A 14,623-nucleotide genomic window follows, 5' to 3' on the forward strand; every position below is an offset into this window, starting at 1 on the left:
TCACGCCCTGCGAGCGCAGATACTCAAGCTGCACGCCATTCTCAACCCCTTCGGCAATCATCTTCAGTTCGGATTCCTTGGCAAAGGAAATTGTCGATAACCACCTTGTCGGTTTTCAGGGGATTCATCATTAATCGAATATCGGAGCATCACAGCGTCAACTCCGGAAAACCGAACCTGTGCCCATTAGGGCAAAATGCCTATATCTAAAGGCACAGGTGGAAATTTTGTCCCTTCCGACTTTGCCAAACCGGCTAAATCCGCGACTTTTACGGACAATCGCTGACCATAAAGCTGGCACCTAACTTGCTGAGATATGTGACGATTTATCAGCCAGGCAACCATAATGCCAACGCCTGCACCAAACAGGCTCAACGAATTCTCCGGCGCCTTTGCCGATCTCGGCACCTTTCTGCCACTGGTTCTGGGGCTGATTGCCCTGAATGGTTTTTCAGCCGAACGGATCTTCCTGGGATTCGGCCTGTTTGCCATCGCCATTGCCTGCTATTACCGTCGCCCCATTCCGGTGCAGCCGATGAAGGTGATTGCCGCCATGACCATCGGCCTTGGCCTCTCACCTGCTGTGATGGAAGCCAGTACCCTGATGATTGGGTTGATTTTAATTCTCCTCGCCCTGAGCGGCGCCATCACAGCGCTCGCCCGGCAACTGTCGCAGGCGGTGAGTGTGGGATTGCAACTCGCCATTGGCTTGCAATTAATGAAGATGGGCCTTGAGCAAATCAGCCTCAATTGGGTCGCAGGCCTTGGAGCACTGGGGTTACTGCTGATGTTCCGAGGCAATAAGGCAAGTATTGTGATGCTGTTGATTATTGCCGGCGGCATCCTGTGGCAGAGCCTTGGCACCAACACTGGTCAGCTGCCAAGACAAAGCTGGCAGATGACCCTGCCCAGCCTTTCTGAGTGGCAGTTCGCAGCGTTTTCGCTGGTACTGCCGCAGTTGGCATTGACACTTACCAACGCCGTTATCGCCACTTCGGCCATGGCCAGTGATAAGTTTCCTGAAGATAAAGCCAGGCTGACCCCAAAACACTTAGGGCTCAGCTCGGGGCTTGCCAACCTGCTCAGCGCGCCTTTTGGCGGTATCGCCATGTGCCATGGCGCCGGCGGACTGGCCGCCCAGTACAGCTTCGGCGCCAGAACTGCCCTGGCCCCGGCGATATTTGGGGTCAGTTGCCTGATTTTTGCGACGGGTTGGCAATATGGCCTCGGAGATCTGTTGCTGCTGTTGCCACTGCCAATACTGGGGGCGCTGCTGACCCTGGCTGGCGGCCAACTGGCCTGGTCGAAGCGCTTCCTCGATGGTCGACCTTTCTGTCTTGTGGTGATAGGTGCCACCGCTATCACCGCGCTTATGGTCAATATGGCGGCAGGCCTCGCCCTGGGGCTGATTTTGGAGTGGGGCCGCAAACGGGCAATCACCCGACCTGAATCGCTTTAAGGCTTAAGAAAGGGGTGAATAAGCCCCGTGCTTGCTCTGCGTGCGTTTACAACAAATAGATGCAAGGCACTGTTCGCCCCCTTCCTTAGCTTTCACGGCTGTGTGGCAGGCACACCTTCACCAAACAGCCCTGCTGCCAGGGAAGGGCGTCCTCTGGAGTAATGTTGCGGATACTGAGTTTACCGCCGTGGCGCCCCACCACATCGCGGCAAATTGCCAGTCCCAGCCCCAAACCATCGCGCTTGGTGCTGGTAAAGCTGGTCAGCACTTCATTTTCTTCGAGTAACAGCCCGGTTCCATTGTCTGCAACAATCAGACATGCTCCCCTTGGCTCAAAGCTGAGCCTGAGCAATATGTGCCTTGGCCGCGACACCTCTGCCAACGCATCGAGGGCATTTTTCAGCAGATTCACCAGCAGCTGACTCAGGGCCACTGAGTCACCAAGTACCGGCCTTGGGCTGCCTGTCTGCTCCCGATGCAACACCACATTAAGGCCTCCAAGCTCCCGCTCAAGTAAGCTCAGGGTATCGCCAATCAGCAGCGGCAGCTCCAGCAGCTCACTTTCACCCCGCTGACGCTTAAGCAGGCTGCGAATGCGATGCACCACGGCGCCCGCCCTCAAAGACTGGGTATGAATTTTCCGTAGCAGTTCATAGTCCTGGCTCGACTCCAGCGCCCGAAACTTAAGCCCCTGCAAGCCACCTTCACAGTATTGGGTGATGGCTGCAATGGGCTGATTCAGTTCATGGGCCAGGCCGGCGCCAATTTCCCCAAGCACGGCGGCACTTTGCATCCGCTCCAGCATCAGCTCTTTGTCCCGCAGCGAACGCTCGGCGGCCAGCAGGCTGTCACTCTTTTGCCTGAAACGATACTCAAGCCAGAGGTGATACAGCATGCCGGCAAGCAGCAACAAAATGACGCCGATGGCATACTCACGGTTGGCCTTGAGCCAGCCCAGCGCCAACTTCAGCGGCTCAGCACCTCTGCCATGCAGCTGCAATTCTTCATAAAGTTTAATCACAGTGAGTTGGCTGATGGGCGCGGTCCAGCCAAGAGTGCGGGCCGAAATCGCCGCTTCCGAGTCAGGCTGCAGTTCAAACAGTGCCTTGGTTACCGCCTGAGTAATACGTGCCGGTACCTTGTCCGAGGCGGCAAAAGACCAGTTCGGATACAAGCTGGTGCTGATTTCACAGTCGTAGCCCTCAGGTTTTACCGCGTTGATAATCCGGAAGTCCTCACGCCGGACAAGGCCCGAGCCAACCATTTCCTCGAGGGTGCAAAATGGCGTGATGGCGGCATCGACCATGCCATCACGTACCTGATACACCAGCGGCTCCAGCGGAAACCCCAAAAAGCGCACATCGGCAAAGAAGTTGGCCGCATCCAGTCCCCGGCGGTTTAACAGCCCTATGGTTGCCTGATATCCCCCCAGCGCCTGTGGGTCGGAGGCGACAATGCGCGCACCTTTAAGCTGCTCAATGTTCTGCACCCGGCTGTCACTGCGCACTATGATAGTGGAGCCAATGGCATAGGTGGCACCGTTATGTTTGCGGCTGCGCATGGTGGCAAGCCAGGACAGCGGCATCTCGTTCGACAGGCTCAGATACTGGCCGGGATTGGTGACAATAAACTGGATCCGTAAGTCCAATAGCTGCTCACGCATATCATCAAAATCCACCGGCACCACTTCGAAGCGATTGCCGGGTACCCTGGCAGACAAATACTGCATCATCCCCTGCCAGCGCTCCTTAGCCTCTGCCACCCCATGGTTGGCCAGCACCCCGACTCTGAATACGGCCTCAATGGGCTCATCACCCATTTCGGCATCGGTGGCGCCAAGCTTTTGCGACCACAGTGCAATCCCAAGCAGCAGTGTCAGCGGCAGATACATTGCCGCCGCCCTTGCACGTCTTAGCACACTCACCAAGTACCCACCCCATTCACCTTATGCCAGCCTTTATTTGGCTATTGTGCCGTGGCAGTACCAATACCAACGTGAAGCCGGGCGCAAAATCATCAGTCCGGCAGTGATCCAACGCCAACTCCGGCGCATCTGACTTGCCGGACGACGCCGGCTTTTTTAGGCTGGAATAAAAATAGGAGGGTGTGACCATGGCGCTCTATCTGGTAGACGATGACGAGGCAATCCGCGATTCACTGAGTTTTATGTTGGGGCAGTTCGGCCGCGCGGTGCAAAGCTTTGCCAGTGCTGAAAACTTCCTGGCGGAAGTGGATGTGAGCCAGCCGGGTTGCCTGATTTTGGACAGTCGCATGCCCGGACTGTGCGGTGAAGCGCTGCAGCGGGAACTGAACCGCCAGCAAAGTCCGCTGGGAATTATTTTTTTGACCGGCCATGGCGATCTGCCCATGGCGCTGTGTGCCTTTCGCGAAGGGGCCTGTGACTTTTTCCAAAAGCCCGTTCTGGCAGCGCCCCTGTGCGATGCCATCGACAAGGCTACGCTGCAAAGCCAGCACAGGTTCGACACGTTGGCACTGAAGCAAAAGCTGGCAGCCCTGAGCCAACGTGAAGCTCAGGTACTGAAACTGCTCACCGACGGCCTGACCAATAAGCAGATCTCCGAGGCGCTGTTTTTGGCTGAGCGCACCATTGAAGTGCACCGCGCCAGCTGCATGAAAAAGCTCGGCGTACACACCCTGGCCGAACTGGGCCGTTTTGCCTGCAGCCTGCCGGGATAATACTGTCGTTATCGGTGGCCGCATCAGACAGCAACAACGGCCTTTTGTCTGTGCGACAGCAACTGAGCAACCAGGACTGACGCACCGAGCACTACCAACGTCGGCAATAGCCAGCTGGCAAAGCTGTCAAACAGCGGTAAATGGCCCAGCAGCTTAAGCGCCTTGTCACCAAACAGCCCCAGAATATGGCCCGCATCAATCACACCAAAACCCGTTGCCGTAGCCAGCACCATGCCTTGAGCCAGACGGCTTAAACGGCGACGCAGCGGCGCAATCAGCAGCAAGGCAATGGCCAGCGGGTGCAGCGCCACCACCACCGGCAGGGTAATTGCGAGCAGGGTATCCAGCCCCAGATTGGCCACCAGCGCCGACACCAGCAGGCTCACAACAACTGCCTGACGATAGCGCACCTTGGTGAAACTCTTCGCATAAAACTCACTGCCGGCACTGGTTACACCAATGACAGTGGTCAGGCAGGCAAGCAGCATGACCAACGCCAGCAGCAAGCTACCCACAGTGCCAAGATGTGCCAATGTAAAACGGGTAAGAATAGCGCCGCCATTGGCAAACTCGCCCACAGCGCCGCGGCCAAGCCAGGCCAGCGCCAGATACACCAGCGCCATGGCCGAAGCGTACATCAGCGCCGCCAACAGGGTGTATCGGCTGGTGAGTTTTGGACAGGTCACCCCGAAGCCGCGAATAGCAGCAAAAATCACCCAGCCAAAGCCAATGGAGCCCAGCGCATCCATGGTCATATAACCCTGAGTCAGCCCTTCAGCAAAAGGACGATGAGCATAAGCACCGGTCGCAGCGCCAATGTCAGGCGTTTGTCCCAGCGCCAGAACCGCCAGCACACTCAAAAGAATCAACAACATGGGGGTAAGAAGCTTGCCGACCCTGTCTATCAGACGTCCGGGATGAAAACAAAACCAGGCCGATAGCAGACAAAAGCCAACAGTGAATGGCAACAGCAAATCATTCCCTGCCGGTGCCAGCGTAAATTCGTAGGCCACAGTAATGGCACGCGGGATAACAAAGGCCGGGCCTATCACCACAAACAACAGCACCCAAAAGCTTTTGGCGAACCAATTGGGCAGATGCGCGGTGAGATTATCTGAGCCACGGCACAGAGCCACCATTACCAATGCAAAGGCAGGCAGACCAACACCGGTCAGCAGAAATCCGGCCATAGCTGGCCAGAAGGCCTCACCGGCCTGATATCCCAAAAAGGGCGGGAAAATCAAATTGCCTGCGCCCAGATACATGGCGAAGGTTAAAAAGCCAAGGGCGGCGATATCGCGGAATTTCAATGTGATTACCTCATCTCAGGAAAGCGGATGAGGCTGGAAAGAGAAGAAAGCACTCACTGCCAGCCTCACTGAAGGCTGGCAGAAGTTTCCCGTCAGCCCTGAGTCGAAAACAGGGAGAGCAGGAGCAATAGGCCTGTAACTTTGGCAGCGCCAGGAGCTGGTTTGGCAGAATGTTGACTGGCTTTTTGCTGGGTATGCTTTTGCATGATACACCTGTGTGGTTTTACGCTATGCCCGGTTGGGCGCTGCAAATTACAGCAGTTTCCAGTGACGAAAACAAGGATTCATCGCACAATTTGTGCAATATATTCAACATGTTAAATGATTGTTACCACAAAGTATTCCACCTGTGCGCGAGTGTTTTTTGATCAGTTAAGGCGCCAGCCATATTTAGCGAACGTGTAACAACTTCAGAGCTTAAAGCCGCTTTGCCATCACCTCTAAACGACTCGGCGTTTTGCGCAGCCTTGCATGGCAGTCATAAACGCTGCACATCCAGAACACATCCAAATATATCTCCGTGAAAATGGAGAACACTAAAAACATCCACTAAAATTTACTTTGAATGCGCCAGGGAGGGTCGATGATGAACATGATGAGCCGCGACAGATATACAAGTTTCCTCAGGGCCTCTGAACTTCCGAACATCGCCCAGTTTCCATGGTTTGTTATCAGTGACTCACTGAAAATCATGGCAGTCAGCGAACCTTTTTATCGTCTTTCCGGCCGCGCCATTTCGGTATTGCTCAATCAGCCTGTTTCGAAGGTGTTTCCTGATTTTGACACCAACCGGCATCTTCTCCCCGAGCGCGAAAATGCCGAATCCACCTTCGCAGTTGCAGGTCCCAATGACATCCACTACCTGTTAAAAGCGGTAAAAAATGCCAATGGGAAGGAAGGCTGGACCTTAGTGGTGCACCCGGTTACCAATGGCATTTTAAAGTCAATAAGCAACCATGCATTCAAATCAGACCTCCTGGACAGCGAAGCCTGGCTGGAGAAAGTAGAGAAAGTATTATTTGCAGAGCCTGATAGCATATTAAACACTGCAGTAGAGGAGCTTAGAGAGTTAACCCAAAGTGAAATTGCCTGCATCCACATTTGCGATGAAAAAACAGGCAAAATCATGCATTCTGAATGGTCCGACGGGTTCAAAGGTGAAACCATTCCTCTGTGCTGCAAATCGGACGCGTTCTGGGGGGATTTGGCTAAAAGCAAAACGCCTCAAATCGTCAACAAGACTTTCAGCGTTGATAATTTTGTAGTCAAAAACCATATGTGCATCCCGATTACTTACCGAAACCACCTGGTAGGTATCATTGGTATTGCCAACAGACATGAAGACTATACCGAAGCTGATGCCCATCTTCTTTTGATTTTCGCAACCATCATGTGGCACAGCTTTGAGCTTCCCAAAACCATGTCACTGATTTTCAGACAATCAAAATTGATTAAACAACAAAAAGAAAAAATCACCCATTCCCTGATCCAATTGGTGTCGTCCGTTGCCGATGCGCTTGAGCTAAAAGATGCCTATACCGGTGGGCATCAGAAGTCTGTTGCACAGCTCAGTTGCCTGATTGGTGAAAAATTGGGACTGCCATCTGAGCGTCTCGAAGGGCTCAAGTTAGGTGCGCTCATCCATGATTTGGGTAAGTTGGCCATTCCGTCAGATATTTTAAACAAGCCCTCCAGACTGTCTCCGGAGGAATATGCACTGGTTAAAATGCATCCTATTCAAGGTGCGCAAATTATTTCGGATGTGGAGTTTCCATGGCCAATTAAAGACATGGTGTTACAACATCACGAAAGATTGGACGGCAGTGGCTACCCATATGGTTTAACGTCGAACCAGATTTGTGATGAAGCCAAAATCATTGCAGTAGCCGATGTGGCCGACTCCATGCTGTCACATCGCCCTTATCGGGCATCCAGGGGAATGCAAGCCCTGGCTGCTGAACTGAACAGAGGTAAAGGCAAGCAATACGCCACCGACGTTGTGGATGCCTGTCTGGAAATTCTGGACTCTCAGGAGCTGGATAATGTGCACTATGTCGGCAACATGCCGCTGGAGCCATTGGAATACATTGATGCGGACATCAGCCTCGGTGAGTTGGCAAAAATACTCGAACTCACCAAAGAAAAAGTGGCTGTGGTACTGAATGACTCAAAAACCAAGATCATGGGCATCATCACCAAAGAGATTTTGATGTACTGGACCAGCCCATTTTTAGATACTGCAGCAGAACGCAGCGCCGACCGGAGTCTGCTGAATAAGCGCGCCCATCAGGTCATGGAGCACAAAGTACCCAGTATCAAGAAGAACAACACCCTGGATGATGCCAAACAGCGACTCATTGAAAACCATGAAAACTTTCTCATTGTCGAGTCAGAAGAGGGACTGCCAATGGGCCTGCTCACCTGGAAGGTATTGGCAAAAACCATTGAAGAATTAAACAAAAACCACTAAAAACAACAGCTTCAAAAATTCGCTTGGTGCAATATGTCCAAAGCGCATCCCTGCCGCAAGACGCACAAGGCCGAGAACTCACTGCACTGCAGTTTACGTGGTCACACAAGCCTGAGCTGCCGGAGGGCACCCCGAGGGCTTCACTTCTCGAACATTTCCCAGCAAATTTAGCCTGACTGTCAGGCTAGTTGGATAAAAGCCCGCTTCAAAAACGGGCTTTTATCGGGGGCTTTGTCAGGGGCCTTTAATCATGGCCGATAAGATTGCACCCCATCCCCTGCCGGGATTTCTTTAACGGTTTGTACAGAGGCCATGTTTTCACTCGCCTGAGTTTGCTGAACCGACGATTGACCAGGACGATTTTCCAGCACACTTTCCCGCTTATTTACCGATTTGGATGGCTCGGCCTGGCCACCACATGCACCACAACAACTCATCTTGGCTTCCTCTTTTTGGATGTGGCATAACCATAAAGCAGTTTGCTCTGGCGGTAATTGACCTAAGTCAGTTACATCTGCAACTGAGTGGCAGTCTCGCTGGGAAATAAGGCATCGCATCAGCCAAGGCTGCAACACCTGTTCCGCAACTAAACAAAAAGGCGACCCAAAGGTCGCCTTCAACATATTCACTTATAAATGCTAAGCGGTGCCACCCACAGTAAGGCGATCAAGCCTTAGAGTAGGTTGCCCCACACCAACCGGCACGCTCTGGCCATCTTTACCGCAAACGCCCACACCCTTGTCGAGCTCAAGATCGTTACCGACCATGGAAATCTGACTCATGGCCTCCGGCCCATTGCCAATCAGGGTAGCTCCCTTGATGGCACGGGTAATTTCACCTTTCTCGATTAGATAAGCTTCCGAGGCAGAGAACACAAACTTACCGGAAGTGATATCCACCTGACCACCACCGAAGTTCGGGGCATAGATGCCCTTGTCCACCGATTTGATAATATCGGCTGGGTTGTCGTTACCTGCAGTCATATAGGTGTTGGTCATCCGCGGCATCGGCAGGTGGGCGTAGGACTCGCGGCGACCGTTGCCGGTTGGGGCAACACCCATTAGGCGCGCATTAAGCTTGTCCTGCATGTAACCTTTCAAAATACCATTTTCAATCAGTACGGTTCTGTGGGCTGGCACGCCCTCATCATCTATGGTGAGGGAGCCGCGGCGGCCGGGCAATGTCCCATCGTCCACCACAGTAACCGAACTTGAGGCCACCTGCTGACCCACCTTGCCACTGAAGGCGCTGGAACCCTTGCGGTTAAAGTCACCCTCCAGGCCATGACCCACGGCCTCGTGCAGCAGCACGCCCGGCCAGCCGGGACCAAGCACCACAGGCATTTCACCGGCAGGGGCATCCACAGCCGTAAGGTTAACCTGCGCCTGACGCACGGCCTCACGGGCAAAGCCAAAACACGTTGGCAAGCCACTGTCGTCGTCGGCAAACAGCGACGCGAAATCATGGCGGCCACCGCCACCTGCACCGCCGCGCTCACGCTTGCCGTTTTCTTCCATGATCACCGAGCAGTTGAAACGCACCAGCGGACGAATGTCGGCGGCCAGGGTGCCATCGCTGGCGGCCACCAGAATTTCTTCGTGCACGGCGGAGAGGCTCACCACCACCTGAATGATGCGACTATCCAGACTGCGTATATAAGCATCGGCCTGGCGCAACATGGCGATTTTGGTCGCTTCTTCCATCGCTGCAATGGGATCAGCGCTATCGTAAAGCATTTTCTCACCCTGACGCCGCCAGGCGCGCACCTTATAGTCGCTGCCAGCCTGAGCTATGCCACGAGCCGCAAGGGATGCGGACTCCAGTGCAGCCGGGGTGATTTCATCGGCATAGGCAAAACCGGTTTTTTCACCGCTGATGGCGCGCACGCCCACGCCACGCTCAATATGAAACGAACCTTCTTTGATAATGCCATCCTCAAGTACCCAGGTTTCATGACGGCTACCCTGAAAATACAGATCGGAAAAATCCACCTTGTGGGCGTGGATGAGCTTCAGGTATTGCGCGAGGCTATCAAGGCTCAGTTGATCGCCGAGCAGGCTATGTTCCACTTGGGTTAAAAACGGCATCTGGTCTCTCAATAAACTGTGATTATTCTGATGTACCGGCGCCAAGCAGCACCGGATTTGCAAATCTGTTATGGCTTGCCACCGGCATGGCGGCCCGCACTCTGGCAAGTTCGCTCATATCGAGACGGGACTGAACCCAGCCCGTACCCGATGGCAGTTCGGCCAGTGTTCTCCCCCAGGGATCTATTACCATACTCTGGCCCCAGGTCTCGCGGCTGCCGGTATTGTGGCTGCCCCATTGGGCCGCGCCGAGTACAAAGCACTGGCTCTCAATGGCACGTGCTTTAAGCAAAATTTCCCAATGTGCCTCACCGGTCACCTTGGTAAAGGCCGCAGGCAGAATGATGATCTCAGCACCGGCAAGCCTTAATGCCCTGAATAAGTCAGGAAAACGTACATCGTAGCAGATGGCAAGCCCCAGCTTGCCAAAGGGGGTATCCACCACTACCAGATGTTCACCGGGACAAAAGGTGTCACTTTCGCGGTAGCGCCTGGTGCCATCGGCCACATCCACATCAAACAGGTGAATTTTTTCATAATGGCCCAGTACATCGCCTTTATCATCAAATACATAACTGCGACTATACACCCGACCATCATCACTGCGTGCCGGAATGGTTCCCGCCACCATATACACCCCAAACCGGGCTGCCAGTTCAGCCAGAGCACCCTTTAACGGTTCATCTGCTCCGGACCAGGCCAACTGCTCACTCTCATGGCCACCAAACAATAAGCAGCACTCGGGCAGCACCACCAATTGTGGCTCATCCGCTTGCCTTGGCAAGGCCTCAAGCTGCGATTCGACAAAGGCCAGATTGGCCGCCACATCGCGGCTGCTCTGACATTGCAGCAGGCTTATCTGCATGGGACTCTCCGGTGCGTGAGACTTGGCTGAATTGCTTCGATGGGCTCCATTGTAACGGTATGGTCACAGGGAGCAAGTTGGTCAGAGGTGGTGTTTTCTCTTCCTGCCCGGCTTGCTGCTGCGGCTGTGCTTTTTCAGGCTCCGCTGCTTGCTCAGGCTTAGAAACCGGTTCAGGTGGTATCTGTTCCCCTGGCTTCTCTTCCCTTGGCTTATCTGCATCCGGTGAGGCTTCGTCAGGCTTTCGTGGTAGCACAGATTCCGGAATCTCAATTTCCTTACTCTTACGCTCAAGCTCTTCCAGTACAGGGTCTTTCATGGTGCCGGTCAGACGAAAACGGATTTCAGAGATTACCTCAATCACAGGCTCAAGCACCTTGGTAAGCGCAAAAGCCCCCAGCCCCATGGTCCATGCGCTGGTACTCAAAAGCACTACAGTCGGGACACTGGACGCCAACTGCGGCACAAAACGAATATCGTAATTCAGGCTCTGGGTGGCCAAATCGGTATAGCCGCGCACCTTCATATTACCGGCAATGGCATCAATCTCAGTGTCCCGGGTTTTTACGACGCCGTTATCCAACTCCAAATTGCCGCCAAAGCTGTTGTAAAACAGCCCCTTTCCAAAAACATCAGTAAAATCCAGCGACAACTTTCGCAGCAGCGAGTCGAGGCTGAACAGGGAAAAAATCCGCGCCCCCTTATCACTGATTTCAGAAAGGCTACCCTTGCCAAGGTTAAACCTGATGCCGCCACTCAGGTTACCCAACTCAAATTCATGGGGGGCGCCACGCCAAAAGAGTTCGGCGCTGATATCCAGCGGAGAATCCTTAATGCCAGGATTAATACCGAGCTGATCACTGAGGGCATCAAATTTCTCGGCGTTAACGGTAAAGTTCATCCTGGTTTCATTGACTTGGGACGATGTTTGCCACAGCCCCTGACCACTGAGTGTCGCCGCCTCAGATTCAAGTGAAACCGTCTGAAACCGATAGCCATCCGCCTCCGGCGAAGCTTGCATTACAAGATGGCCAAGTGGCATTGAGAACAGTCTGAAATCATCCACATCAACGGCCAATGGAGGCAGGTTTACGGCAATGTCAGTTGCTGTAAATGCTGACTCTTGGTCGTTAAATGCCGGAGCCAGATAAAGCCGCTTGGCCCGCAGTTTTAAGCCACCTGTATGCCAATCAGGGAAAAAGTCTATATCACCCTCGAACTCAGCAGACTCGGTGCCAATACGCCATAAGCCATGCTCAGGACGGGCCTGGATCCTGGTCTGTGACAATTCCTGACCAAAAATACTCAAAGAACCTAATTCTGTATTGATGGCGGTCAAAGGCGGAAAAAATGATTCGCCGACCACTTCGCCACCCTGATTAACAAACCCCATAATAATGGGTAACCACAGCTCGAACGTCGCCTGCTGCAGGCTGACTTCCAGCTGGCCAGCCCGGGGCGTTGCACTATATTCAGGCGGAGCGGGGGCTTCTTGTGAACTGTCCGCTACATCGGATAGGGGCTCAGGGTCACTGTTTTCCAGCCCTTCCGATGCCGCTCTTTTTGCATCCAAGGCTGCCAGGCTGTCTGTTAAGGTGAGCAAAAAGCTGCTCATGTTACCCGTTGCTGGCAGGATTTCACTTTCGAAGCGCCCTTTATCGTCCAGAGTTAAATCGAGTTTCAATCTGTCGGCCGAACCGTTAAGAGCAAGGGTGAAAGGCATGGGTGTGCCCGCGCCTTTGGCAAAGGGAGCTGGCAAGTTAAGCTCGGCATTTCTGAGGCTACTCTGTGCTGCAGCACTGATTAGCCAATCACCCTGTGATGGCAGAGTAAGAGCCAGGTCTCCCTGCCATGCCACTACCCCCCCGTAATACGGTGACAGCGGGTTGGCGAGTGACTCCGGTAAAGAATCTAAATTCCAGCCGCCTTTCAACTGGGCATTAACCCTGTAGCCTGCCTTAACATCCGCGCCGGTAATATCCAGTTCCAACGGTTGGCCAAACAGTCGGGTGTTAAGCCCTGCTGCACGAATGGTATCGTTGGCAAAGGTCAGTTCACCGTTAAGTCGGGTCAGTTGTAATCCCGGAGTGCGTAAATACACAGGACTGTCTTCAAACAGTACCAAACCCTTTATATCAGGCTTACCACCCCGGTATAACGGAATACTGAGCTCAAGGTCACCTCGCACATTTCCCTGTACCTGCACTATATCCAGCGCAGCTCCCACCGATTTTTTCAGCGGCGACTGTTGCAACACTGCGGTTGCAGCTGGTCCGGTTGTCGCCAGAGCGGCCTCTATTTTAAGCAGACTCTGTTCATTCAGTTCAGGGATATAGACATGAGCTCCGGCGGCATTAACGCCTTTGAGCATGCCTTCATCCACCCAGAGATCCATACGTTGGTTTTCAAACAGGGCACGCAGACGAATGTCTTTGACCGCTGGCCAATCTGGCTGGAACTTATAGGTCGCTTCGTCAAAAATAAAACCAGCCTGAAAGATGCCCGAACTATCCTCATACGGAAAGCCCTTCAACTCGCCACGCCAAATAACGGCAGCCTCTTGGGTATGCCCCGCGATGATGGCACTTTCAAGATAATCAGCTAGTTCAGTGCCCATAGCTGAGCGTGGGAAGTAATAACCGGCTCTGGCACCATTTTTCACTTCCACACCCGCCGCCAGCGACAGGTGTGCAGCCTCGCCAAAGGTTAGCGCCATTGCTGCGTCCAGAGCGACATCCGGGTTATGGAGCCGAACGGATGGCAACAACAATGTTTGACTATCCAGATCGTATCCCAACTCAATTCCGGGTGTATCAAACTCCAATGGCGCCTTAAAGCCCTCACCAAAGTCAGCACCCAGTATTTGAGCAGGCAATGATGCCCGAAGCAGATGACCATCGAAAAAGAGATTGGCGTCCAACGGACTCAGCCCGGGGATGGCAGACACCGCCTGCCATTGAAGCCTGTGCAATGAAACACTGGCGGCCAGCTGCCCCTCCTGCCATCTCAGGCGTAAGTCCCGGAGCTGTCCTGCGGGAGCCATTTCCAATAAGGTTTTGCGCCCTTGTTTGTCCAGGCCGGGAATAAGTGGCATCACAGGAGCGAGGGATTCCAGCGCTATCTGATCAAGGCCTCCCTGCAAGCGCTCGCCATCATAAAGAAGTTTAAAATCGCCGGTTGACCAGGGTGTGTCGTTGCTGACAAGCGCCAAAGCGTCGCTGCCCAAAATCCATCCCCGCCCGTGTTGCTGCCAGAGGATCCGCCCACCATCCACAGCCAGATGCTGGCCGCCATACTCAGCTGGCCAGGCTAAATAACTGGGGCTGAACTCGACGACCGCAGACACCAGGCTTCGATTGGCTATCTCTCCCCACGCCTGCATATTCAACACCCCTTTAAGGGGCAGGGAATCCGGCTCTTCAAAGGAAATTGGCTGCCTTGCTGCCCACTCCCCCAAATCCAGCTCCCGCGCCGCGAGATACAACTGACCTTGTACGCTAGCGGGGTCATTGCCGTCACCTTTGAGGTTAATCTGCAATGAAAGACGTTCAGCCTGATTGGCCGTCGCATCGAGATAGACATAAGCTTCAGCACGGTGGCTACCCGGCGTGTTTTGCCATCTCAAATCGCCAAGATAGATTGGGCGGAACTCATGATGCTGGCTTTTCAATTGCACCATCACTTCACGCATGGCGAAGTTTTGCAATTGCTCGAGCAACAATCGATACAACCAGTCGA

Annotated in this window: 9 protein-coding genes; 3 read left to right on the forward strand and 6 right to left on the reverse strand. The window is 53.7% G+C overall.

Annotated features, from left to right (window positions below):
* Positions 1-346: 346 nt before the first annotated feature.
* Positions 347-1,459, forward strand: coding sequence for a putative sulfate/molybdate transporter (locus ABYK60_RS16945; protein WP_372873185.1), 1,113 nt, complete (start codon positions 347-349; stop codon positions 1,457-1,459).
* A gap of 85 nt (positions 1,460-1,544) precedes the next feature.
* Here ABYK60_RS16945 and ABYK60_RS16950 read toward each other — a convergent pair whose 3' ends face one another.
* On the reverse strand, positions 1,545-3,350 hold the full coding sequence (locus ABYK60_RS16950; protein WP_372873193.1) for a PhnD/SsuA/transferrin family substrate-binding protein: 1,806 nt from the start codon (positions 3,348-3,350) through the stop codon (positions 1,545-1,547).
* 221 nt (positions 3,351-3,571) lie between these two features.
* Between ABYK60_RS16950 and ABYK60_RS16955 the strand changes: the two genes are divergently transcribed.
* On the forward strand, positions 3,572-4,156 hold the full coding sequence (locus ABYK60_RS16955) for a response regulator transcription factor (RefSeq protein WP_372873186.1): 585 nt from the start codon (positions 3,572-3,574) through the stop codon (positions 4,154-4,156).
* 23 nt (positions 4,157-4,179) lie between these two features.
* Here the strand turns inward: ABYK60_RS16955 and brnQ are convergent, their stop codons facing one another.
* Entirely contained in the window at positions 4,180-5,466 is a 1,287-nt protein-coding gene (gene brnQ, locus ABYK60_RS16960) for a branched-chain amino acid transport system II carrier protein (protein WP_372873187.1), read from the reverse strand.
* A gap of 583 nt (positions 5,467-6,049) precedes the next feature.
* Here brnQ and ABYK60_RS16965 point away from each other — a divergent pair.
* Entirely contained in the window at positions 6,050-7,936 is a 1,887-nt protein-coding gene (locus ABYK60_RS16965; protein ID WP_372873188.1) for an HD domain-containing phosphohydrolase, read from the forward strand.
* A 248-nt stretch (positions 7,937-8,184) separates the two neighbouring features.
* On the opposite strand, the gene ABYK60_RS16970 is transcribed toward ABYK60_RS16965, so the two are convergent.
* From ABYK60_RS16970 to ABYK60_RS16985, 4 genes are all read right to left on the reverse strand, one after another.
* The gene (locus tag ABYK60_RS16970) at positions 8,185-8,373 is read right to left on the reverse strand and encodes a hypothetical protein (RefSeq protein ID WP_372873189.1); all 189 of its coding nucleotides are present in this window, start codon (positions 8,371-8,373) and stop codon (positions 8,185-8,187) included.
* 201 nt (positions 8,374-8,574) lie between these two features.
* Positions 8,575-10,023, reverse strand: coding sequence for a metalloprotease TldD (tldD, locus tag ABYK60_RS16975; protein WP_372873190.1), 1,449 nt, complete (start codon positions 10,021-10,023; stop codon positions 8,575-8,577).
* Positions 10,024-10,045: 22 nt separating this feature from the next.
* Positions 10,046-10,888 carry a carbon-nitrogen hydrolase family protein gene (locus ABYK60_RS16980; protein ID WP_372873191.1) on the reverse strand — a complete coding sequence of 281 codons (843 nt, stop codon included), beginning with the start codon at positions 10,886-10,888 and terminating at the stop codon, positions 10,046-10,048.
* Positions 10,812-14,623: YhdP family protein (locus ABYK60_RS16985; RefSeq protein WP_372873192.1), on the reverse strand; the 3,812-nt coding region annotated here is incomplete at its 5' end. The genes ABYK60_RS16985 and ABYK60_RS16980, both read right to left, overlap by 77 nt.

The sequence above is a fragment of the Shewanella sp. genome (genome assembly GCF_041630135.1).
GTDB lineage: Bacteria > Pseudomonadota > Gammaproteobacteria > Enterobacterales > Shewanellaceae > Shewanella.

Excerpts from the sequence above, each read along its gene's own strand:
- ABYK60_RS16965 (WP_372873188.1), top strand. The coding sequence starts at position 6,050 with ATGATGAACATGATGAGCCGCGACAGATATACAAGTTTCCTCAGGGCC.
- ABYK60_RS16970 (WP_372873189.1), bottom strand. The coding sequence starts at position 8,373 with ATGAGTTGTTGTGGTGCATGTGGTGGCCAGGCCGAGCCATCCAAATCG.
- ABYK60_RS16955 (WP_372873186.1), top strand. The coding sequence starts at position 3,572 with ATGGCGCTCTATCTGGTAGACGATGACGAGGCAATCCGCGATTCACTG.
- ABYK60_RS16980 (WP_372873191.1), bottom strand. The coding sequence starts at position 10,888 with ATGCAGATAAGCCTGCTGCAATGTCAGAGCAGCCGCGATGTGGCGGCC.
- tldD (WP_372873190.1), bottom strand. The coding sequence starts at position 10,023 with ATGCCGTTTTTAACCCAAGTGGAACATAGCCTGCTCGGCGATCAACTG.
- ABYK60_RS16945 (WP_372873185.1), top strand. The coding sequence starts at position 347 with ATGCCAACGCCTGCACCAAACAGGCTCAACGAATTCTCCGGCGCCTTT.
- ABYK60_RS16950 (WP_372873193.1), bottom strand. The coding sequence starts at position 3,350 with ATGTATCTGCCGCTGACACTGCTGCTTGGGATTGCACTGTGGTCGCAA.